Here is a 24,625-nt window from a genome sequence, read left to right as displayed (position 1 = left end):
TTAAAGTCAAGCACAAAAATCAGGAGTAATTTTATTTTTTTCTCTGGTTTTGTGTTATATAAATTGAATACCCTTTTAAATGAAATTACACCGAAACCTAGTATTCGCTACTATTGATTCCCTTCACCTTATTTTCAACGAAAATAAACAAGCCGATAAAGTGTTGAGAAGCACCTTAAAACGTGATAAGCGTTGGGGTGCACGAGACAGAGCATTTATTGCAGAAACCACTTACGACATTGTAAGGTGGAAACGCCTATATTCAGAAATTGCTGATGTACGCGAACCTTTTGATCGTCCTAATCTATTTAGATTATTTACGGTTTGGGCAACCTTAAACGGAATTAAAATTCCAGAATGGAAACAATTTGAAGATACTCCTACCCGCCGAATCAAAGGAAGATTCGACGAACTTTCTAAAATTAGAAAATACCGTGAATCTATTCCAGATTGGATGGATGAGTTAGGTGTAAAAGAATTGGGTAAGAAGTGGGATAAGGAAATTGCAGCTTTAAACGAACAGGCCGACGTTGTTTTACGGGTAAATACTTTAAAAACTACGGTTGACGCGTTACAAAATGAATTAGCGGACCTTGAAATTGAAACAGAAACAATAAAAGGATATCCAGATGCATTAAAACTCAAAGAGCGTTCAAACGTATTTATTACCGATGCTTTTAAAAATGGTTTGTTTGAAGTACAAGATGCTTCTTCACAAAAAGTAGCGGCTATGCTAGACCCAAAACCTGGAATGCGCGTTATTGACGCTTGTGCAGGGGCAGGCGGAAAAAGCCTTCATATTGCAACAATGATGGAAAATAAAGGCCAGCTGATCGCAATGGATATTTACGAGAATAAACTTAACGAACTTAAGCGTAGAGCTCGAAGAAATGATATTTTTAATATTGAAACTCGAGTAATTGATTCCACTAAAGTTATAAAGAAGTTGATAGAAAAGGCCGATAAGGTTTTAATTGACGCTCCTTGTTCTGGATTGGGTGTTTTAAGAAGAAACCCTGATGCTAAGTGGAAACTTCAGCCTGAGTTTTTAGATAAGATTAGAGCTACACAAAAGGATTTATTAGAAAGCTACTCTAGAATGGTAAAACCAGGTGGTGATTTAGTATATGCTACTTGCTCTATCCTGCCTTCAGAAAATGAACTACAAGTAAAAGCATTTTTAGCTAGTGAAGCTGGCAAGGATTTTACGTTATTAAATGAAGAGAGAATCTTGCCAAGCAAAAGTGGTTTTGATGGTTTTTACATCTCTTTATTACAAAAGAAGGCATAAAAAAGACTGAATATATATAAGAAAAGAGCAGGCAAATGTCTGCTCTTTTCTGTTTTACACCTCTAGAACTTCAAAAAATCGAATTGTTGTTAATTAAAAATGATAATTAGAGCATTTTGAAGCTTTTTAGATAAATAGATTATCCTTTAAAATAGTTAACTTTGCAGCTTCAAAATAAAATTAGATGATTCACTTTTTTGGTAACGTAGAAAACACTGTTTTTGCAGTTCAAACCCACGGAATAATTTCAGAAGAAAACACGAAAAAACTGGAATGGCTTTTTGGCAATCAGGTTAAGTTAGAGGAATCCGTCCTGTCCACAAACACGTCGGATTTTTTTATTGGTCCTCGCGCAGCTATGATTACTCCTTGGAGTACTAATGCCGTTGAAATCACTCAAAACATGGGGATTGAAGGCGTAATTCGTATCGAGGAGTTTCACAACAGCTCAGTTGTAAAAGAGGCTTTCGACCCTATGATTTCTCAGAAATTTCAGGAATTAAATCAAGACATATTTGATATTGATGTACAACCTGAACCAATTTTAGAAATCGAAAACATTTCTGAATATAATGAAAAAGAAGGTTTAGCGCTAAATGCTGAAGAAGTTGAATACCTTGAAAACTTATCAAAAAAGATAGGGAGAAAGCTTACCGATAGTGAAGTTTTTGGCTTTAGTCAGGTAAACAGTGAACATTGCCGTCATAAAATTTTTAACGGTGTATTTGAAATAGACGGAAAAGAAATGCCTTCTTCCCTATTCAAACTTATTAAAAAGACATCATCAGAAAATCCGAACGATATTGTTTCGGCATACAAGGATAACGTAGCCTTTGTAAAAGGACCTAAAGTAAAACAGTGGGCTCCAAAAAGTGCCGATAAACCAGATTGGTACGAAGAAAAAGATTTCGACAGTGTTATTTCATTAAAAGCTGAAACGCACAACTTCCCAACTACAGTAGAGCCTTTTAACGGTGCTGCAACTGGTAGTGGTGGTGAAATCCGCGATCGCTTGGCAGGAGGAAAAGGTTCATTACCGCTTGCTGGAACAGCGGTTTATATGACTTCTTATTCACGTTTAAACGAAGGGTCCTTCGACTCTGCTCAGGACAGGCCTTGGGAAAAAGGAATGAAAGAACGCGATTGGCTTTACCAAACGCCTTTAGATATTTTAATTAAAGCTAGTAATGGAGCTTCCGATTTTGGAAACAAATTCGGACAACCATTAATCGCTGGATCTGTTCTTACATTCGAACACGAAGAAGAGGCTCGTAAATTAGGTTTCGATAAAGTGATTATGCTTGCTGGTGGTATCGGTTACGGAAAAGCAAGTCAGGCCATCAAAGACAAACCTCAAGAAGGTGATAATATTGTAATTTTAGGTGGTGATAACTACCGAATTGGAATGGGTGGTGCTGCAGTTTCATCGGCAGATACAGGTGAATTTAGCAGCGGAATTGAACTTAACGCAATTCAACGTAGTAACCCAGAAATGCAAAAACGCGCTGCCAATGCCATTCGAGCAATGGTAGAAAGCGACCACAACCCAATTGTTTCTATTCACGATCACGGTGCAGGTGGACACTTAAACTGTTTAAGTGAATTAGTTGAAGAAACTGGAGGACATATAGAAATAAACAAACTTCCTATTGGCGACCCTACCCTATCCGACAAAGAAATAATGGGGAATGAAAGCCAGGAGCGAATGGGCTTGGTTATTGGGGATAAAGACATCCAAAACCTTAAAAGAGTTGCAGACCGCGAACGCTCTCCTATGTACGAAGTAGGGAAAGTTACAGGCGACCAACGCTTCTGTTTTGAAAACAAAGACGGCAAAAAACCTATGGATTTTGCGCTTGAAGATATGTTTGGTAGTTCACCAAAAACAATAATGAAAGACAAAACCGTAAATAGAAACTATAATAACGCTGTTTACGATACTTTAAAAATTAAGGAATACGTAACACAGGTGTTACAATTAGAAGCTGTAGCTTGTAAAGATTGGCTTACCAATAAAGTTGACCGTTGTGTAACAGGTCGTGTTGCAATACAACAAACTGTAGGGCAATTACAATTACCATTAAATAACTGCGGTGTAATGGCTTTGGATTATCAAGGAAAAGAGGGTGTAGCCACTTCTATTGGGCATTCACCATTAACAGCCTTAATAAACCCAGCGGCAGGATCGCGCAATGCTATTACCGAGTCTCTAACCAATATTGTTTGGGCTCCATTAAAAGATGGTTTAAAAAGTGTTTCTCTTTCAGCCAACTGGATGTGGCCTTGTAATAACGAAGGTGAAGACGCAAGACTATACGAAGCTGTTAAAGCTGTTTCAGATTTTTCAATTGATTTAGGAATCAACGTTCCAACCGGAAAAGATTCCCTTTCAATGAAACAGAAATACAAAAATGAAGAAGTTATTTCTCCAGGAACAGTAATTATTTCGGCTGCAGGAAACTGTAACGACATTCAAAAAGTAGTTGAGCCTGTTCTTCAGACCGGTGGTGGTAGTATTTACTACATCAATGTTTCTCAAGACAACTTTAAACTAGGCGGATCTTCTTTTGGACAAATTTTAAATGCTATCGGAAACGAAGCGCCAAATGTTAAAAGTGCGGAATACGTAAAAATAGTTTTCAATACATTACAAGAACTCATTAAAGACGGTAAAATTCTTGCTGGGCACGATGTTGCATCAGGTGGATTGATTACTACTTTATTAGAAATGTGCTTTGCCAACGTTAATCTTGGCGCAGATTTAGATCTTTCAAACTTAGGTGAAAGTGATATGGTAAAAGTTCTTTTTGCTGAAAACTCAGGAATAGTAATTCAAGCTTCTGAAGATACTTCCGTTGAAAAACTTCTATCTGAAAACAATATCGATTTCAAAAAGATTGGAACGGTTACTTCTAATGAAACACTAGCCATTAAAAATAACGGTGAAGAACTTTCATTCAGCATTCCTGAAATGCGTGATGCTTGGTATGAAACTTCATATTTATTAGACAGAAATCAAAGCGGTTCAAAACTAGCTAAAGAACGTTTTGACAATTATAAAAACCAGCCATTAAAATTTGTGTTTCCCAAGAATTTCACAGGCAACCTCTCCACCTCGGCTCCGCTCGGTGACCAACCATCGGCTCCGCTCGGTGGCCAACGCCCTAAGGCAGCTGTTATCCGTGAAAAGGGAAGTAACAGTGAGCGCGAAATGGCTTATATGATGCACCTGGCAGGATTTGATGTAAAAGATGTGCATATGACCGACCTTATTGAAGGTCGTGAAGATCTTGAGGATATAAAATTCTTAGTTGCTGTTGGTGGATTTAGTAACAGTGATGTTTTAGGAAGTGCTAAAGGTTGGGCTGGAGCTTTTCTTTACAACGAAAAAGCGAATAAAGCATTAAAGAATTTCTTTGCTAAAGACGATACATTATCCTTAGGTGTTTGTAACGGATGCCAGTTATTTGTGGAGTTAGGATTACTTAATCCTGAAGATGAAGAAAAACCAAAAATGCTTCATAACGATACCAATAAATTTGAATGTGTGTTTACTTCGGTAAAAATTCAGGAGAATAATTCTGTGATGCTATCTTCAATGGCAGGAAGTACATTAGGAATTTGGTCGGCTCACGGAGAAGGAAAATTCAGTTTCCCAAAAGCGGAAAGCCACTACAATATTGTTGCAAAATACGGTTATGATAAATTGCCATCAAACCCAAACGGAAGTGATTTCAACACTGCAATGATGACTGATAAAACAGGTCGCCATTTAGTAATGATGCCTCACTTAGAGCGTTCTACGTTCCCTTGGAACTGGGCATACTACCCACAAGATAGAAAGGATGACAAAGTTTCTCCTTGGGTTGAAGCCTTAGTTAATGCAAGAAAATGGATTGAAAAGAAGTAGATCTATTCTATAAATAATAGAAAACCGTTTACATAAAATTTGTAAACGGTTTTTTTATTGACACAAGTAAGTACGAGTTTTTTTATCATGGTTAAGAGTTTCTAATTACTTATTCAACAGCACTGGTTTTCCCAACCCTAGTTGGTCTAGTTTATCCAATTGAGTTGCTGCATCGCCTACTATCACATATATCATTTTATCTGGACGAATATATTTTTGTGCTAATGCTTTAACTTCTTCTACGGTTAAGGCTTTTACTGTTGCTTCGCGTTGTTTTGCATAATCAACTGGGTAATTGTAATTGCTAATATTTGAAAGCATAGACAGCTTGCTATTTAATGTTTCAAAAGCTCTTGCCCCACTTTTTAGCATATAGCCTTTGGTAATTTCCAAATCATTTTCATTGAAACGCTCACCATATTTTTCTAAAATCTCTTTTATTAAGGCTGTAGACTCATAGGTAACATTAGAGCGAACGCCACTGCTTATCATAAAGGTCCCTTCAATACTGCTACCCGTAAATCCAGAGCGAACACCATAGGTGTAACCCTTTCCTTCGCGTAATTCTTGAGTAAGTTGCGACGCAAAACCACCGCCGCCTAATCGGTAGTTCATTAAACTAGCTGGATAAAAATCGGTGTGTGTAGCCGCTATAGCTGGATAACCAAATTTAAGAATAGATTGTTTCGCACCAGGGAAATCATAAAAGTAAATTTTTGAAGTTTCTGGGTATTTAATTTCAGCTATTTCAGGAAACGATACTTCTTTTGACGGCCATTTATTATTTAATGAAGTTAACGAGCGTGAAACCTCAGCTTGTGACACAGCACCCACTACGTGAAATTTAGTAATGCTCGGTGAGAAATAGTTGTTGTAATAAGTTTTTAAATCATCTAAAGTAATAGCCGCTACAGACTCCTTAGTTCCAAAATTGTCGTGCGATAAGATATTGTTTTCACCGTAAATCAACTTGTCAAATTCAATACCTGCAATACTATTTGGATTGGCCTTCTTACGTTCAATTTGACTTAAAACACTTTGCTTTTGAAGTTCAAATTCCTTTTCATCCCATCTTGGCTGAAGTAGAATTTCTTCAATAAGGCTCATCGTTTTATCATAGTTCTTAGCCAATGTATTTCCATAAATCATAATAGCTTCTTTTGTAGCTACAGTATTTATAGTTGCCCCGAGACTTTCAATTGCATTTTCTAGTTCTTCGGGAGTTTTGGTAGCAGTTCCTTGCGTCATTAGACCTGCTAGTAAATTTGAAACACCAATTTTTTCTGAATTTTCTAAAAGCATTCCGCCATCGAGTTGAATTCTGTATTGCACCAAAGGCACTTCATTGTTTTCTATTCCAAATATTTTAATACCTGAAGACAATTCGTCTTTCCATACTTCTGGTACTTTCACATCTGGACTTTCACCGTAAGGCGGCTCTACACTTCTGTCAAAACTTGAAGGTGTTTTTTCATATTCCGCAACCACGCTTGCATCAAAACTTTCTTCAGCACCTTCAACAATTGGCTCTTCCACTACCTCTGCCAATTTTGAATCAGCAATCGCTAGTGCCTTCTGATTTTTAGGAACAAAGCTCGTTGCTACGTAATTCTTACCTTTAATATATTGGTTGTAAACGCGCATTACATCATCAGGCGTAACTGCAAGAATGTTTTTTACATCTTGGTTTACAAATCCAGGGTCTCCAGCAAATATCTCATATTGCGCTAACTGGAACCCCTTACCTAATACACTTGAAAGTCCTTGATAAAAAGCAGTTTCCTGCCCCGCTTTAATTCTATCTAAATCCGTTTCAGAAATTCCTTCAGCTTCAAACTTTCTAAATCCTTCTTCAATTCCATTTAAAACCTCTTGCAAGTTTGTATCTGGAAACGCTGTAACCTGCATCATAAACTGACCCGCAATTTCAGAGTTGTATTGGTAACTTTCCACTTTGTCGGTTAGCTTCTTATTTTCCACTAACGTTTGGTATAAAGGTGCTTTTTTACCTTTTGCCAAATACGTCGCCAAAACCTCTAAGGCATATGAATCTGGATGATATTGGTAAACCCCTGGCCATGTAAGCGTTAATTGCGGTACACGGGCAAAGTTATCTTCGTAATATAACTTTTTAGTTTTAGAAAGCGTAACAGCTTGCTTTTCCATTTTAGGAATATCCTCGCCACGTTTAATTTCACCAAAATATTTGTCTACCCATTTTTTTGCTTGATCAACATCAATATCTCCAGCAATGGTAAGTGTTACGTTGTTAGGAACATACCAGCGGTTATAGAAATCTTTTACATCCTGAAGGGTTGCATTTTGTAAGTCTTCTAAAGATCCGATTACCTCCCAACTATAAGGATGCCCTTCTGGATAAAGGTTTTTATGAATCACGTAAAAATTATGACCATATGGCGCGTTGTCTACTCTTTGGCGTTTTTCATTTTTCACCACTTGCTTTTCTTTTGCTAAGACTTGTTCTGTAACGGTATTAATAAAGTAACCAAGTTTATCAGCTTCTGCCCAAATCATTTTTTCTAAAGCATCTTTCGGCACGGTTTGGAAATAATTTGTTCTATCTCTACTGGTAGAACCATTTGCACCAGAACCTCCAATACGAGCACTCAACTTATCCAGTCCACCTTTTCCTAGGTTTTCTGATTCTAGGAAAAGTAAATGTTCGAATAAATGTGCAAAACCAGTTCTACCTTCTTTTTCTCTAGCTGAACCTACGTGACTTGTTAAGGCTACTGCAACCACAGGGTCTGAACGGTCTACATGAAAGATAACTTGCAAACCGTTATCCAACGTGTACGTTTCGAAATCGACTTTAAATTCCTTGTCTTCAGAAACTTTTTCTTGAGAATTATCGCAGGATATTAAAAGAGTTAAACAAAATAAATTAAGAGCTAAATATTTAAAAAGCTTCATAGTTCAGTAAATTAGAATTTGTGAGATATTAATTGTAGTTCGTTAAATTATCTCGGCTATTAGTATTATAAAAGATTCAGTTTTTATGTTGTAAAAATTTGAAATAACTTAGCAAACAAAGAATCTGCTAAGATAGTAATAAACCCTCTGCTTCGATTTATAGATTTTTTTTATAATTATTTTTACTTTGAAAATAGTAAATATGGAATTTCGAATAATTTCACTATTTTGCACATACAATAATTCTACACTATGACTGATCCAAAAAGACTTTTTGATTTCCCATATTATCAACTTAAACAATACCCACAAGAAAACGCTCTTGTTACTAAGTATAATGGAGTATGGAAATCAACTTCTACGCAAGAGTATATCGATAAAGCAAATGCAATAAGCCGTGCTTTAATAAAAATGGGAGTTCAACCAAATGACAAGGTTGCGCTTATTTCTTCTACCAACAGAACCGAATGGAATATATGCGACATCGGTATTATGCAAACTGGAGCGCAAGATGTTCCAATTTACCCAACTATTTCTGAAGACGAATATGAATACGTTTTAAATCATAGTGAATCTGTTTATTGTTTTGTTTCCGATGAAGAGGTATACAACAAGGTGATGGCCATCAAAAACAATGTTCCTAAACTGAAAGAAGTCTATACTTTTAATGAGATAAAAGGAGCAAAAAATTGGTCGGAAGTACTTGAAGCAGGAAAAGATGAAAGCAATCAAGATGAATTAGATAAAAGAAAAGCAGCAATTGATGAAAATGATCTTGCTACTTTAATATATACTTCTGGAACTACAGGAAAACCTAAAGGTGTAATGCTTTCTCACAAAAATATTGCGAGTAACGCTAAATTTAGTTCGGAACGCCTTCCTATTGTAATGGGAAAATCTAAAGGACTTAGCTTTTTACCCGTATGTCACGTGTACGAAAGAATGTTACACTATATGTATCAGTATTGTGGTGTAGAACTGTATTTTGCGGAATCGCTTGATACGATTAGTGAAAATTTAAATGAAGTAAAGCCAGAGGTAATGACGGCTGTTCCTCGTGTACTTGAAAAAGTTTACGATAAAATTTACACCAAAGGAACTGAACTAACGGGAATTAAAAAGAAATTATTCTTCTGGGCTATAGACCTAGGGTTAAAATATGAACCATACGGCGAGAATGGCTGGTGGTACGAATCACAACTTAAACTTGCCAACAAGTTAATCTTTAGTAAATGGAGAGAAGCCTTAGGAGGCAACATCAAAGCTATTGCTTCAGGTAGTGCTCCATTACAACCAAGACTTGCCCGTGTGTTTAACGCTGCTCAAATTCCGGTAATGGAGGGTTACGGTCTTACCGAAACTTCACCTGTAATAGCAGTAAACGATATGCGAAATAAGGGGTTTAAAATTGGAACCGTTGGAAAACCTTTACGAGAAACCGAAGTGAAAATCGCCGAAGACGGTGAAATACTTGTTAAGGGTCCTCAAGTAATGTTGGGGTATTTTAAAAATGAAGATGAAACTAAAAAAGTAATGGAAGGCGGGTACTTTCATACAGGGGATATAGGCGAAATTGATAGCGAAGGATTCCTCAAGATTACCGACCGTAAAAAGGAAATGTTTAAAACAAGTGGTGGGAAATATATCGCTCCACAAATTATTGAAAACGAAATGAAACAATCTCGTTTCATTGAGCAAATAATGGTAATAGGTGAAGGTGAAAAAATGCCTGCAGCCTTAATTCAGCCCGACTTTGATTTTATTCGAGATTGGGGGAAATTGAAAAACCACGACCTTCCTGCCGATAATAAAGAATTGGTGAAGAATAAAGAAGTAATTGCTCGTATTCAAGAAGAAGTAGATCTTTATAATGAGCGTTTCGGAAAGTGGGAAAGAGTAAAAAGGTTTGAAATGACTCCTGATGTATGGAGCATAGAGGACGGACAGCTAACACCTACCATGAAGATGAAGCGTAAAGTTATTAAGGCGCAGTATAAAGATCTTTATGATAAAATTTATGAGCATACTTCATAATTTTATTTTCTAAAAATTCGAGTTTAAACACGCTCTAAATCTGACAAAGTTTATCGTAACTCATTAGGGAGAGTAATGATTGATAAACTTTGTCAGACTTTTTTTAATACATTTTATATTATTAACTCATCGTAATATGAATTGGATCCTACTTATCATAGGTGGTCTATTTGAGGTCGGTTTTGCGGCTTGCTTAGGAAAAGTAAATGAAACTACAGGCCTAGAATCTAGGCTTTGGTTTCTTGGCTTTTTAGTTAGCTTAGCCATAAGTATGTTTCTACTTATTCAAGCAACCAAAACCTTACCTATTGGAACAGCCTATGCCGTTTGGACTGGAATTGGAGCAGTAGGAACTGTACTTGTCGGCATCTTCTATTTTAACGAACCTGCTACATTCTGGCGTGTATTCTTCCTTTCTACCTTAATATTATCTATTGTGGGATTAAAGTTTGTAACGAATTAACCTTACACCTATATTAACAATGGCAACAATTTGCCAAGGTCTTCGAAAACCTGACATGCAAAACATCACCGGAGGTTTCCTTGTAGGTCTATTGTCACTTAAACACAAAAAACACGCAATATTTACTCCTTATCAACTTACAAAACCATTAGCTCTACCCTAATAAAGTTACGTTAAACCGATTGCTTTCCTTCTTCCCTCCCTCTCTATTTCTTACATTTAGTAGTAATATATTGTTATAAGAATGAATACTATTTGGACCATCGGACACTCAACCCGTACCCTCGACGAATTTTTAAAATTGTTACACGCCTTCAATATAAAATCTCTCGTCGATGTTCGGCATTATCCTGGTTCTCGAAAATTTCCACAATTTAATAAGGACAGTTTAGAAAAATCACTTCACGAAAACAACATAATATACACCCATCTTATAGATTTAGGCGGACGCAGAAAACCAAATCCCAATTCCAAAAACGACGCTTGGCGATTAGATTCTTTTAAAGGATATGCAGATTACATGGCTACCGAAGCATTTAAACAAGCTCTTAACACTCTAAAAGAAATTGCCACAGAACAGCAAACAGCAATAATGTGTGCCGAAGCTGTGTGGTGGAGCTGTCATCGCTCATTAATTTCAGATATCTTAAAAGTTGATGAATGGAAAGTACTACATATAATGAGTGAAAAAAAAGCTACTGAACATCCCTACACTGCTCCCGCAAGAATAGTAAATGGTAAATTAAATTACGCAAAGAAATATCAGTAATTAATTATTTTCTTCGGCTATAGGTTTTACCATTTACAAGATCTTTCCCTGCAAAGAGGTTATCTATAGTAACTAAATGATATCCTTTTGATTTGAGATTAGAAATCACTTCTGGCATTGCTTCAACTGTTGTTTTATGAATATCGTGAGCTAAAACAATTCCATTTATATCGGCTTCACTTATTCTTTTTGCGACAGTTTCGGCATTGCGGTCTTTCCAATCTAGTGGATCTAAATTCCACAAGATTATTGGCATATTCGCTTTGTTTTTTACAATGTCGTTAAACGAACCGTAAGGCGGACGCATAACATTCACTTCCTCTCCAGTGATATTTGAAATTACATCATTGGTTTTAAATATCTGATTTACTATTTCTTCATCAGACAGTTTTTTTAAATCCTTATGATCCCAACTGTGATTTCCTATCTGATGTCCTTCCTTATACGCTCTTAACAAGGTGTTTTTTTGAACTTTTGCCGATTTCCCCAACACAAAAAATGTGGCCTTCACATCGTGCTTTTTAAGAATATCTAAAAGTTGCGTTGTATGCGTTGCTGGTCCGTCGTCGAAAGTAAGTGCTACACAAGGCTCTTTACTACAATCAATCTTATATGTTTTTGTAGAAGATTGGTCTGGTTCAAATGCTGTAGTGGAGGTATCTTCTTCTTGTGTTTGCGGTTGAATGTGAAAAATAAACTGATACTTCTTAGCTACTAAGTGCTTATAGGATTCCGGAGCAAGTTTAATTTCAATATTTCCGTGATTTCCTGATGCAACCTGGTACTTATCAAAATATATTGTCAAGTTTCCGGATTTATCCCAACTAAATGCGTGATAGTTTTTATCGTTTGCTTTTGTACCGGCGTCAATCATTTCTTGGCTGTTTTTCCAAAGTACTTTTTTATCATCATCAGTAAGCTCTTGCAATGCGCTTATTTTCTCTCTTAAAATTTCACTTGTTTTAGATTTCACAACTTCAGCTAGTTTATCAAAATTATCTTGTGGAGAAAAGATTGTTGAGAATTCAAGTTTCTTTTTTTCTTTTATGTCATATATATGAGTGAAGTATTGAGAATTATAATTGTTTCCGTATGAAGTGTAACGCTCAATTAAAAAAGCAATAATAGAAGGTGTGCTTTCAATAATTTCAAAATGCTGACCAAAATCTAGGCCTGCTACTGCTTCATCATTAACCTTCTTTGCTGCGTCTTTGAATTCGGATAAATACGATTGCGCAAATTCATCTTCATTTTTATTGATGAAATCATACACCGTACTAGGATAAGATAAGTGAAACTTATTTTTATCGTTTGCAGTATCCGAGCCTATCTGAATATTTTTTACTTGAATACTATCTGTTAAGTTCTCTACGCTTTCTTCTAGGGTAACGGTTGAAGGTTTTTGAGTTTCATCCTTTTTAGAATTGTCTTTACAACTAAAGATAAATGCAGAAAGCATGAATACGTACATTATTTTTTTCATAATTCTTAATCGATTTGCGTTAACACTTAAAGTGTATATAATATCCATTTATTAATTAAAATTCAAAGTTATATCATTTGTCTCAACCCTTTTTAGCTCTTTGTTAAATCTTAACACACTAATTAGGCTATAATGTTATTGCCGAATAATTTCAATTGAACTTAATTGAATCCTGTATTATGTGATTATGGATATCAAGCTCGAATAAGGATTGGTAAAAATCCTTTTGTGATTTTTGACTCACCTATATATAAGTACTTTTTAAATGTAATTGGAATTAGGCAAAGCGTTTAAAAACCCTAAAATGGCTACCAAGAGGTTTTGCAGGAGCTATGTTATAAGTAAAAATGATACATTATAAGCTACAAAACTGTACTAAGGCATAAAGAAATAAGCCCCAAAAGCGGCAGCCGAGTGATTTTTTAGCTACTACTTTTTTAAGATATTTATACAAAATAATCTGCAAAATTGTACCGAGACTCTCACTCTCAACTTATTATAAAAAAACTACTAAATATACTATGCGTGCATAATAAATTTTTTGTATCTTTGGTACTATACTTTTTTCAATATCCTCAATGCAAGAAAAAACAAAAGAGAAAACCATAGATTATGTATTGCGTTCCACATGGATGAATGTTACTAAAATGTACAATGAGGAAGCAGGAAAAAAAGGGAGTACTATGGCAACCGGGTTTGCTTTAATTAGTATAGATCCTGAGAATGGCACACCTAGTACTGCTTTAGGGCCAAAGATGGGAATGGAAGCTACAAGTCTGTCACGCACTTTAAAAGCAATGGAAACAAAAGGACTAATTGAACGAAAACCAAATCCAGAAGATGGCCGTGGGGTTTTAATTCATCTAACGCCATTTGGTAAAGAAATGCGAAGTTTTTCAAAAGATGTAGTCTTTGGCTTTGACAAAGCTGTAAGAGAAAATGTTTCAGAAGAAGATTTACAGACTTTTAGGAAAGTAGCAAAAACCATTAACGACTTAATCAGCTCTAAAAAGGTCTATGATTCAGTTTAAAATTAAAAATATAAATAATTCCGAATTAGGATTTCAGTTTTCTTAATTCAGAAATCATAATTCATAACTCATAATTTAAAGAGATGTCAAAAAGAAGAATTAACAAAGTAGCGGTAATCGGTTCCGGAATTATGGGAAGCGGTATAGCTTGCCATTTCGCCAATATTGGTGTAGAGGTGCTATTGCTCGATATTGTTCCGCGTGAACTTAATGATGCCGAAAAGAAGAAAGGGCTTACTCTAGAAGATAAGGTGGTAAGAAACAGAATTGTAAACACAGATTTACAAAAAGCTATTAAAAGCAAGCCTGCCCCACTCTACCACAAAGATTTTGCAAAACGTATTACTACAGGAAACTTAGAAGATGATATTGCTAAGGTAAAAACTGCCGATTGGATTATTGAAGTAGTAGTAGAACGTCTAGATATTAAGAAACAAGTTTTCGAAAATCTAGATAAGCACAGAAAACCAGGTACTCTTATTACTTCAAACACTTCTGGTATTCCTATTAAGTTTATGAGCGAAGGTCGTAGTGAAGATTTCCAAAAGCACTTCTGCGGAACGCATTTCTTTAACCCACCGCGTTACTTAAAACTCTTCGAAATCATCCCTGGCCCTAAAACTTCTCCTGAAGTATTAGAATTCTTAAATGGTTACGGTGAAAAATTCCTTGGAAAAACTACAGTAGTCGCTAAAGACACTCCTGCTTTTATTGGAAACAGAATTGGAATCTTCGGAATTCAAAGCCTTTTCCACCAAGTGAAGGAAATGGGACTTACTGTTGAGGAGGTTGATAAACTAACCGGTCCAGTGATTGGTCGTCCAAAGTCGGCTACGTTTAGAACTGTGGATGTTGTTGGTCTTGATACTTTAGTACACGTTGCTAAAGGTATTCACGAGAATGCTCCGGAAGACGAAGAGCACGGAATCTTCCAAATTCCAGGTTTTATCGACACCATGATGGAAAAGAAATGGCTTGGAAGCAAAAGCGGACAAGGTTTTTATAAAAAAGTAAAAGACGATAAAGGGAATAGCGAAATTCTTTCCCTAGACTTAGATACTCTCGAATACAGGAAAAGAAAGAAAGCATCTTTTGCAACTTTAGAAAAAACCAAATCGGTTGGTACTGTAACCGATCGTTTTCCAATTCTTATTGCTGGGGAAGATAAAGCTGGTGAATTTTACCGTAAGAACTTCGCAGCAATGTTTGCTTATGTTTCAAAAAGAATTCCTGAAATCACCGACGAGCTATACAAGATTGACGATGCTATGAAAGCAGGTTTCGGATGGGATAACGGTCCTTTCGAAATTTGGGATGCCGTAGGTGTTAAAAAAGGAATTGAATTAATTAAAGATTTAGGAAAAGAACCAGCAGCTTGGGTAAACGAAATGCTAGAAGCTGGGGTAGATTCTTTCTATACCGTAAAAGAAGGGAATACATATTATTACGATATCCCTCAGAAAAAACACTTAAAAGTACCAGGACAGGATTCATTTATTATTCTAGACAACATTCGTAAGACCTCAGAAGTTTTCAAAAACAGCGGTGTGGTAGTTGAAGACCTTGGCGATGGTATTTTAAATGTGGAATTCACAAGTAAAATGAACGCCGTAGGAGGCGATGTTTTAGCTGGAATTAATAAGGCGATAGATATTGCTGAAAAAGACTTCGACGGTTTGGTGATTGCCAATCAAGGGAAAAATTTCTCTGTTGGTGCCAATATCGGGATGATTTTTATGATGGCTGTAGAACAAGAATACGACGAATTGAATGCTGCTGTTAAGTATTTCCAAGATACAAGCATGCGCCTGCGTTACTCTTCTATTCCAGTAGTAGTGGCACCACACGGAATGACATTAGGTGGTGGATGTGAATTTGCACTGCATGCCGATAAGGTTGTAGCCGCTGCAGAAAGCTATATGGGATTAGTTGAATTTGGAGTTGGAGTGATTCCTGGCGGTGGAGGTTCTAAAGAAATGGCACTTAGAGCAAGTGACACTTTCCATAAGGGAGATGTTGAGCTTAACCGACTTCAGGATTACTTCTTGACTATCGGAATGGCAAAAGTATCTACTTCGGCTTATGAAGCTTTTGATACTGGTATCCTTCAGAAAGGGAAAGATATTGTAATTGTAAATCAAAGCCGACAAATTGCTGCAGCCAAAGCAACGGCGCGTTTTATGGCAGATCAAGGATATACTAAGCCTATTCAAAGAACAGATATTAAAGTACTTGGAAAGCAAGCCATGGGTATGTTCCTAGTAGGAACCGACCAAATGTACGCTGGAAATTACATTAGTGAACACGATAAGAAGATTGCAAACAAACTGGCATACGTTATGGCAGGTGGCGATTTAAGTGAAGCGAGCTATGTAAGCGAGCAATACTTACTAGACCTTGAAAGAGAAGCATTCCTAAGTTTAACCGGAGAAAGAAAAACTTTAGAAAGGCTTCAACACATGATTCAGAAGGGAAAACCGTTGCGTAATTAAAATGACATAAGACTATATGACGTAAGACATAGGACTTAGAATCCTTTAAAACTGACGTTTAATTTGTTATTGAATATAGAAAATATGGCTGCAAAACATAATTTTAGAAAACTTACTATTTGGAAAGAAGGTATTGAATTGGCAAAAGAAACATATGCCACCACTAAAATATTTCCAAAATCTGAAACTTATGGATTGTCTAATCAGATGCAGCGATGCGCAGTATCTGTACCTTCAAATATTGCAGAAGGAACTTCTAAGAGCTCCGATAAACATTTTCTTAAATATTTAGAAACAGCTTTGGGCTCAGCCTTTGAATGGGAAACGCAACTAATTATATCTTATGAAATCGGGTATATTTCGGAGGAACTATTTACACATTTAGAAACTAAAATTCAGAAAATCCAAGGAATGTTAACGCGTTTTATGGAAAGTCTGTCAAATCACTAATATAAATTTAAGACTTAAAACAAAGGATTGTATAGTTTAGTCTTACGTCCTACGTCTTACCGTCTTAAGTCAAAAATTAAAACTATGAAACAACGAACTGCATATATAGTAAAAGCATACAGAACCGCGGTGGGGAAAGCGCCTCGTGGGGTATTCCGCTTTAAGCGACCAGACGAACTGGCGGCGGAAACCATTAAGTATATTATGAACGAATTACCGCAACTCGACAAAAAACGAATTGACGATGTAATTGTGGGTAACGCAATGCCAGAAGCCGAACAAGGCCTTAATGTAGGTCGGTTAATTTCGTTAATGGGATTGGATATCGTGGATATTCCTGGAATGACAGTAAATAGATATTGTGCCTCGGGATTGGAAACTATTTCTATTGCAGCTGCTAAAATCCAAAACGGGATGGCAGATTGTATTATCGCTGGTGGTGCAGAAAGCATGAGCTATATCCCAATGGGAGGTTACAAACCTGTTCCAGATTATAAAGTAGCCAAAGAAGGCAACGAAGATTACTACTGGAATATGGGACTAACGGCAGAAGCTGTTGCTAAAAAATACGATGTTTCTCGTGAAGACCAAGATGAATTTGCCTACACGAGTCAGATGCGTGCTTTAAAGGCTCAAGAGGAAAATCGTTTTCAAGATCAGATAGTTCCTATCGATGTAGAACGCACTTATGTAAATGACGAAGGAAAAAAAGTTACTGAATCGTATACCGTTAATAAAGATGAAGGACCTAGAAAAGGCACCAATGTAGAAGCCCTCTCAAAATTGCGTCCTGTATTTGCTCAAGGCGGTAGTGTAACCGCTGGTAACTCGTCGCAAATGAGTGATGGTGCTGCTTTCGCAGTAGTTATGAGCGAAGAAATGGTGAAAGAATTAAACCTTGAGCCAATTGCTAGAATGGTGAGTTATACCGCTGTAGGTGTAGAACCTAGTATTATGGGTATCGGACCATTATACGCAATCCCAAAGGCTTTAGAACAAGCTGGACTAAAACAAGATCAATTAGCGCTAATCGAATTAAACGAAGCCTTTGCTTCACAATCGTTAGCAGTAATTCGCGGTCTAGATTTAGACAAAGAAATTGTAAACGTAAATGGGGGAGCAATTGCTTTAGGGCACCCACTAGGTTGTACTGGAGCCAAGCTTTCGGTGCAATTGTTCGATGAAATGCGCAAACGTGACCTACAAGGCAAATACGGAATGGTTACTATGTGTGTAGGAACTGGACAAGGAGCTGCTGGGGTTTATGAGTTTCTTAAATAATGACTTAAGACAATAGGACGTAAGACATAAGACTAAAACTTTAATACCAATACAATATGGCAGCGAAGCATAATTTTAGAAAACTTACAATTTGGAAAGAAGGTATTGAATTAACAAAAGAAACTTATTTAACTACAAATACATTTCCAAAGTCCGAAACTTATTCATTAACTAGTCAATTGCAAAGAGCAGCGATTTCCATTCCTTCAAATATTGCGGAAGGAACAGCAAAAAGAACTGATAAACATTTCCTACGATATTTGGGCAATGCTCTAGGTTCAGCTTTCGAATGGGAAACTCAACTTATAATTGCGTTAGAAGTTGGTTATATTTCTAATGAAAGATTTAAACATTTGGAAATAAAAATTCAATCAATTCAAGGAATGATTACACGTTTTATGGAAAATTTAGAAAAGAATATTTCGTAAAATTTAATTTTAATATATACAAAAACATTATTGGTGACGGCAAGTCCTACGTCTTATGTCTTACCGTCCTAAGTCAAATCAAAACAAATATGAGCACAACAGAAAAAAACAACGACAACCTTCTCCGCGGCGGTCAATTCATAGTTAAAGAAACAAAAGCCGAAGACGTCTTCACTCCTGAAGATTTTACGGAAGAGCAAAAAATGATGCGCGATTCTGTGAAAGAATTTGTAGATCGCGAAATATGGCCGAAAAAAGAACGCTTTGAGCAACACGATTACGCCCTTACCGAAGAAATTATGCGTAAAGCTGGTGAAATGGGACTTCTTGGTGTAGCAGTTCCTGAAGAATACGGCGGATTGGGAATGGGATTCGTAACTACTATGTTAGTTTGCGACTATATTTCTGGAGCTAGTGGTTCTGTAGCAACAGCCTTTGGAGCCCATACTGGTATCGGAACCATGCCTATTACCCTTTACGGTACTGAAGAACAAAAGAAAAAATACGTTCCTAAATTAGCTACTGGTGAGTGGTTTGGGGCTTATGCACTTACTGAACCAGGTGCTGGTAGTGATGCAAACAGCGGAAAAACTAAAGCAGTTCTTTCTGATGATGGAAAATACTACGCGATCTCAGGACAGAAAATGTGGATTTCGAATGCTGGATTCTGTAATACCTTTATTGTATTTGCTAGAATTGAAGACGACAAAAATATTACTGGATTTATCGTAGAAAACGATCCTTCAAACGGAATTTCACTAGGTGAAGAAGAAAAGAAATTAGGTATCCACTCCTCTTCTACTCGCCAGGTTTTCTTTAACGAAACTAAAGTTCCAGTAGAAAATATGTTAGGCGAAAGAGGCGAAGGTTTCAAAATTGCGATGAACGCCCTAAACGTAGGCCGTATTAAACTTGCCGGGGCAGGACTTGACGGACAGCGTAGAGTGATTTCAAAAGCGGTAGAATACGCTAATGAAAGAATTCAGTTTGACGTGCCTATTTCATCGTTTGGCGCTATAAAACTTAAGTTGGCTGAAATGGCAACCAATGCCTATGTAGATGAAAGTGCTTCGTATAGAGCTGCCAAAGATATCGAAGATAGAATTGCACTTCGTTTGGAAGCTGGAAATAGCCATCAAGAAGCTGAGCTTAAAGGTGTAGAAGAATACGCTATTGAGTGCTCAATTTTAAAAGTAGCTGTTTCAGAAGACATTCAAAACTGTACAGACGAAGGAATCCAGATTTATGGAGGAATGGGATACAGTGCAGATGCACCAATGGAATCGGCTTGGCGTGATGCTCGTATCACTCGTATTTACGAAGGAACAAACGAGATAAACAGAATGCTTTCGGTTGGAATGCTTGTGAAAAAAGCCATGAAAGGTCACGTAGATCTTTTAAACCCAGCCCAAGCAGTAGCCGACGAATTAATGGGAATCCCATCTTTCGACACTCCAGACTACTCTGAACTACTTTCAGAAGAAAAAGCAATGATTGCTAAGTTGAAGAAAGTATTCTTAATGGTAGCAGGAAGTGCAGCTCAAAAATATGGAACTGAACTTGAAGAACACCAACAAACACTTATAGCTGCTGCAGATATCTTAATTGAAATCTACATGGCTGAAAGTGCTATTTTACGTACTGAGAAGAACGTAAATCGCTTTGGGGAAGACACTCAAAAAGAACAAATTGCAATGTCTCAGCTATACTTATACCACGCTGTAGATATTATTACTGTAAAAGCAAAAGAAGCAATTCTTTCTTTCTCTGAAGGTGACGAACAACGTGCAATGCTTATGGGACTTAAGAGATTCACTAAGTACCAAAACATGCCAAACATCGCTGAGCTTAGAAAGACAATCTCTAATAAGGTAATTGCGGAGAACACATATCCGTTCTAAGTAGTTTTTTTTATAATTAGGATTTTTAGAGGTCCTGGCAAGTTTTACTTGTCAGGATTTTTTTTGTTAAAACACAGTCAAAAATTCCAACTGATTCTAACCATTTATTTAAAAGGATAACCTCTTCCTTTTATATGCTCAATTAATAAATTGTAATAGTTATACCTTCCCCTTTTTTTGACGTAAATTAGACCGTTATTTAAAGTAATGATTCATTACAATTACCACTCAATTTTTTTATCTTTATCGCTTTATTAGAATTAATTGATAGTACATTAAAGCATCGCGATTAATCCCGATAACTTACTGTTGTTAAAAATGTTACCAAAAATCATAAAATGAATCGGTTTTTATTTCTTCTTATATTTTCTACTATATTTTTTCAAAGTTGTGATGACGGTGATATCATTGTTAGGTCTTTTAACTTTGACAATGCGGAGCTTAAAACTTGCGGTGACGTAGGGAACTATGTGTTTTATAAAGTAAATCCAGATTCAAAAGAAAGCTTATCGCTTAAAATGGAAGTTTTAGATAGTCTTTATCGCGAAGAAGGAATCGTAAATTACGCCCTTAATGGAACATCTATAGTAGTTGATTATAGAACCTACGACGCAGCATTAGGTAACAATTATTTTTGCAGTAGTATTCCCCCTACTTCCCCAAATGTTACTGTAGAATATGTAGCGAGTTCGGGAACTGCCGTGTTTACTACTACCTTCTTAATTGAAGACAACGATGGGGTGCCAAGAGAATTTGAGTTTGCCGGGGATACCGATGGCGATGGCTTAGACGATATGTACGATTTTGACGACGATGGCGACAATGTGCCAACCGTCTTTGAACTCAATTTAGAAGATGACGATGAAGATCCTTTTACCAATCCGAAAGATACAGATGGAGATGGAATTCCAGACTTTTTAGACAATGACGATGATAACGATGGCGTACTTACTCGTTTTGAAGATGAAAACTTAGACTTAGATCCGAGAAACGATATCACCGACCCTACTGTGGGTCCTGACTATTTAAACCCTGAAGTAGCTAACGCCTACGAAGTTTTTCAACATCAACCCCACGAATATCAAATTTTTAAAAGTGTTCAAATCACGCTAAAAGATTTGGTTTTAGTAAGAGGCGACGAACAAATTATAATTGAAACTCTAGACATGGGAACCATTGAAAATGTAGAAGTTATAACCAAAACAATCACCCCACAGCCCTAGTCGTCGGTACAATTTTAAAGCAAAACTCACTGCGAGAGACAAGAGGCGAGAGACAAGAGACAAGAGGCAAGAGAGAAGAGAAGTGTCTAGACTCTAGATTCTAGATTCTAGATTCTCAAATCTCACGTCTACCCATACTACAATCAAACATTCTGATAAATATAAATCTCGGTTGCGCCTCTTCCGTATTTTTGGAAATCGGCATCGTAGTACTTTATGTTATCGTATTGTCTAAAAAGGTATTCGAGTTCGGTGCGAAGTACACCAGCGCCTACTCCGTGAATAAAAACTACTTTTTGAATTCTTTTTGAAATGGCAAACTCCAATTGGCGTTTTGCAGTATCTAGCTGAATGGTGAGCATATCGTAATTATCCATTCCTCTAGTATTGGGAACGAGTTGATGGATGTGAAGATCCACCTCCATGGCTGGAGCATTGCGTTCTTTGGGTTTTACACGTTTCGATTTTCCGGGTTTTTTCTCTTCCTTCTCCGAAATGATAGCCAAAACATCCTCAGGAATTAAATCTCTATTAGAAATCGATCCATCCAACACAATAAGTTCGTTTTTTTGATAGATCAATTCAAAACCGTCAGTGGTTTCAAGCGTTACCGTATTGCCACGGATGGCCGTAACAACCCCTGAAATATCATCATCTAATACCGAAACTGTATCTCCTATTTGCATTAAAGCGGGATGTTTTTTAAAAAAATACTCAAAAAAATCCTACTTTTTTCTTATCTTAACTACCTATAAACTAAAAAATTAGGTATTTTGTAGGATATGCGTTAATATATAGAATTTTCTTTTTAAATTTAACCTTTTAAAAATGCGTTGATTTTCACATGTTAAAAGCTTTAAAATGTAAAAATATAAAATGCGTTTTAACTAATTACTATTCATGCATATAAAATCGATTAGACACCTAAAAGCAACTGTACTAAAGCAAGGCAACAGTTTCACAATCAATATATCCCAATGAAAAAACAACTACTCTTACTTTCATTCCTTTTAATAGCTACTGGGGTTTTTGCACAATTAACAGTAAAACCGAATGGAACTGCTGACTCCTATATTTATGTGAAAGACCAAATAGTTTATGTTGAAAACGACATAAACCTAACGAGAAACTCAACCGCCAATGGTACTGAAGCTAGTATCTACTTACGCGATAACGGGCAGTTAATACAGGGTGGTACAACTTCTACCAACACAGGAGACGGTTTTCTTTCTGTAAAACAAAACACAAACCCTACCAATACTTTTGCATATTATTACTGGTGCTCTCCAGTAGGAAATCCAGCAGCCGCAACTTCAGTAGGAAATAATTCACATTTTGGAATAAATAGCATTTACGAAGAGTTAGATGGAGCTTTAGGTACAGATGCCCAAATGGCTGCCAATGTAGGTTCCAGAAATGGTTTTACAATTCCACAACTAACTATTTCAAGGCGTTGGATTTATACCCACCCCACCCCCGGTTCGGAAGCTGAAGGAAACTATGTGAGAATAAACGCTGATAATACTGTTAGCGCAGGATTAGGCTTTACCATGAAAGGTGTAAACACTGGAGGTAACCCTGGTAATATAATAACCGGTACTGGAAGTAACCATGACCAAGTTTATGAGTTTAGAGGACGCCCTAACAGCGGTAGTTTTACCATTCCTGTAGCAGCACCCGTTGATGGAGTATCACAAATGACCTTATCCGGAAATCCATATCCTTCTGCATTAGATTTAAATCAGCTTTTTTACGATACTGGAAATAATGAATTAGGAGCATTTTGGTATTACGATGAAGATAGAGGGGTAGCCTCACATTTATACACGGATAAACCATTCGGTTATGGGGTCTATACTCCAGGATTAGAAGACCCAGATGGAGATTTAGCTGATAACAACCCTGCAGGTAATTATGTTCAAGCATCTTTTTACATTTGGAATGCAGGAGGAACTCATACTGGCACAACTGCTGGAAATGGTGGGAGTAATCAAAATAAGCGATATGCACCAATCGGACAAGGAATTATGTTTGTTGGGCAAAGTGATGGGAATGTCACTATTAAAAATTCGCATAGAATATTTGTAAAGGAAGGAGCACCTGGTTCTGAATTTCAAAGACCATCAGATGATGTTTCAATTAGTAACACAAGAGATATAGGAGAACTTACAGCTTCCCTACCTTCAGAATTAGATACCCGTGACCCTCAAACCCGTATTTATGCAGTATTTGATGATGCCTTAACAAGAGATATGTTATTAGTGTTTTCCGATTTAGCAACCGATGGGTACGACCGTGGATATGATGGCTTGAGTCCTATGGGAGTAAATACCGATGCTTATTTCCCGATTGGCAACGATAGCGGGCGTTTACCTTATGTAATTAACGCAGTTAACTACGAGGAAAACAAGCAAATTCCTATTAACTTCAAATTAAACAAGACTACCGAAATTAAACTTTTAATCGCTGAGGAAGTTAAAAAGCCATACGAGAAAATATACCTGTACGACCGTCAAGACAATTCTTTTAGACGTATAGGTACACGCCTTACCTTCCCTTTTAGTTTAACATTGGATGCAGGACATTACGACAACAGATTTTTTATTGTCTTTAAGAAAGCAGAGTACCGCAATAATTCATCTACCGCTTCTATCGAAGATCAGGAAAGAATTATTAGCAGTGTAGCGATGTTCCAAAACAATCCGCAAAAACAACTAGAAATTAGCAATCCTGAAGGCCATACCATTAAATCTGCCATTGTTTACGATATGAACGGGAAAATGGTAATTCAAAAGCAAAACTTAGGAACCAACAATAGCTATAGTTTCTATACTGGCAGCTTAAGCGATGGGGTGTATTTGGTAAAACTCACTACCAAAGACGATATTACAATAGATTATAAGGCGATAGTTCACAACAAGTAAAAAATGTTGTC

17 protein-coding genes are annotated in these 24,625 nt (G+C 36.7%); 14 read left to right on the top strand and 3 right to left on the bottom strand.

Features of this window, described 5'->3' with window-relative positions; all coding sequences use genetic code 11:
• Nucleotides 1–79 precede the first annotated feature (79 nt).
• A complete protein-coding gene (locus K8344_RS10570; protein WP_237608663.1) occupies nt 80–1,291 on the top strand; it encodes an RsmB/NOP family class I SAM-dependent RNA methyltransferase in 1,212 nt (403 codons plus the stop codon).
• Between the two features lie 184 nt (nt 1,292–1,475).
• Entirely contained in the window at nt 1,476–5,201 is a 3,726-nt protein-coding gene (purL, locus tag K8344_RS10565; RefSeq protein WP_237608662.1) for a phosphoribosylformylglycinamidine synthase, read from the top strand.
• Nucleotides 5,202–5,306: 105 nt separating this feature from the next.
• On the opposite strand, the gene K8344_RS10560 is transcribed toward purL, so the two are convergent.
• The gene (locus K8344_RS10560; RefSeq protein ID WP_237608661.1) at nt 5,307–8,135 is read right to left on the bottom strand and encodes a M16 family metallopeptidase; all 2,829 of its coding nucleotides are present in this window, start codon (nt 8,133–8,135) and stop codon (nt 5,307–5,309) included.
• A gap of 252 nt (nt 8,136–8,387) precedes the next feature.
• On the opposite strand from K8344_RS10560, the gene K8344_RS10555 reads away from it, so the two are divergent.
• From K8344_RS10555 to K8344_RS10540, 4 genes are all read left to right on the top strand, one after another.
• Nucleotides 8,388–10,169 carry an AMP-dependent synthetase/ligase gene (locus K8344_RS10555; protein ID WP_237608660.1) on the top strand — a complete coding sequence of 594 codons (1,782 nt, stop codon included), beginning with the start codon at nt 8,388–8,390 and terminating at the stop codon, nt 10,167–10,169.
• Nucleotides 10,170–10,305: 136 nt separating this feature from the next.
• Nucleotides 10,306–10,632, top strand: a complete 327-nt coding sequence (locus tag K8344_RS10550) for a DMT family transporter (protein ID WP_185099434.1) — start codon at nt 10,306–10,308, stop codon at nt 10,630–10,632.
• Nucleotides 10,633–10,651: 19 nt separating this feature from the next.
• Nucleotides 10,652–10,795, top strand: a complete 144-nt coding sequence (locus K8344_RS10545) for a hypothetical protein (protein WP_237608659.1) — start codon at nt 10,652–10,654, stop codon at nt 10,793–10,795.
• Nucleotides 10,796–10,876: 81 nt separating this feature from the next.
• Entirely contained in the window at nt 10,877–11,401 is a 525-nt protein-coding gene (locus K8344_RS10540) for a DUF488 domain-containing protein (protein WP_237608658.1), read from the top strand.
• 4 nt (nt 11,402–11,405) lie between these two features.
• Here the strand turns inward: K8344_RS10540 and K8344_RS10535 are convergent, their stop codons facing one another.
• Nucleotides 11,406–12,884, bottom strand: coding sequence for a polysaccharide deacetylase family protein (locus K8344_RS10535; RefSeq protein ID WP_237608657.1), 1,479 nt, complete (start codon nt 12,882–12,884; stop codon nt 11,406–11,408).
• A 578-nt stretch (nt 12,885–13,462) separates the two neighbouring features.
• Here K8344_RS10535 and K8344_RS10530 point away from each other — a divergent pair.
• The 7 genes from K8344_RS10530 to K8344_RS10500 all read left to right on the top strand — a co-directional run bounded on the left by K8344_RS10530 (nt 13,463) and on the right by K8344_RS10500 (nt 21,690).
• The gene (locus tag K8344_RS10530) at nt 13,463–13,915 is read left to right on the top strand and encodes a MarR family winged helix-turn-helix transcriptional regulator (protein ID WP_237608656.1); all 453 of its coding nucleotides are present in this window, start codon (nt 13,463–13,465) and stop codon (nt 13,913–13,915) included.
• 83 nt (nt 13,916–13,998) lie between these two features.
• Nucleotides 13,999–16,407, top strand: coding sequence for a 3-hydroxyacyl-CoA dehydrogenase/enoyl-CoA hydratase family protein (locus K8344_RS10525; protein WP_237608655.1), 2,409 nt, complete (start codon nt 13,999–14,001; stop codon nt 16,405–16,407).
• An 84-nt stretch (nt 16,408–16,491) separates the two neighbouring features.
• Entirely contained in the window at nt 16,492–16,857 is a 366-nt protein-coding gene (locus K8344_RS10520) for a four helix bundle protein (RefSeq protein WP_237608654.1), read from the top strand.
• A gap of 84 nt (nt 16,858–16,941) precedes the next feature.
• Nucleotides 16,942–18,138 carry an acetyl-CoA C-acyltransferase gene (locus K8344_RS10515; RefSeq protein WP_237608653.1) on the top strand — a complete coding sequence of 399 codons (1,197 nt, stop codon included), beginning with the start codon at nt 16,942–16,944 and terminating at the stop codon, nt 18,136–18,138.
• Nucleotides 18,139–18,194: 56 nt separating this feature from the next.
• Nucleotides 18,195–18,566, top strand: coding sequence for a four helix bundle protein (locus K8344_RS10510; protein WP_237608652.1), 372 nt, complete (start codon nt 18,195–18,197; stop codon nt 18,564–18,566).
• 89 nt (nt 18,567–18,655) lie between these two features.
• On the top strand, nt 18,656–20,467 hold the full coding sequence (locus tag K8344_RS10505; protein WP_237608651.1) for an acyl-CoA dehydrogenase family protein: 1,812 nt from the start codon (nt 18,656–18,658) through the stop codon (nt 20,465–20,467).
• Nucleotides 20,468–20,805: 338 nt separating this feature from the next.
• Entirely contained in the window at nt 20,806–21,690 is an 885-nt protein-coding gene (locus K8344_RS10500) for a hypothetical protein (RefSeq protein ID WP_237608650.1), read from the top strand.
• A 143-nt stretch (nt 21,691–21,833) separates the two neighbouring features.
• On the opposite strand, the gene K8344_RS10495 is transcribed toward K8344_RS10500, so the two are convergent.
• Nucleotides 21,834–22,376 carry a Smr/MutS family protein gene (locus K8344_RS10495; RefSeq protein WP_237608649.1) on the bottom strand — a complete coding sequence of 181 codons (543 nt, stop codon included), beginning with the start codon at nt 22,374–22,376 and terminating at the stop codon, nt 21,834–21,836.
• A gap of 291 nt (nt 22,377–22,667) precedes the next feature.
• On the opposite strand from K8344_RS10495, the gene K8344_RS10490 reads away from it, so the two are divergent.
• Complete coding sequence (locus K8344_RS10490; protein ID WP_237608648.1) at nt 22,668–24,614, top strand: T9SS type A sorting domain-containing protein; 1,947 nt, start codon at nt 22,668–22,670, stop codon at nt 24,612–24,614.
• Nucleotides 24,615–24,625 lie beyond the last annotated feature (11 nt).

The sequence above is a fragment of the Aequorivita xiaoshiensis genome, from assembly GCF_022008395.1.
GTDB classification, from domain to species: domain Bacteria; phylum Bacteroidota; class Bacteroidia; order Flavobacteriales; family Flavobacteriaceae; genus Aequorivita; species Aequorivita xiaoshiensis.
This window is presented reverse-complemented; position numbering and strand designations above follow the sequence as displayed.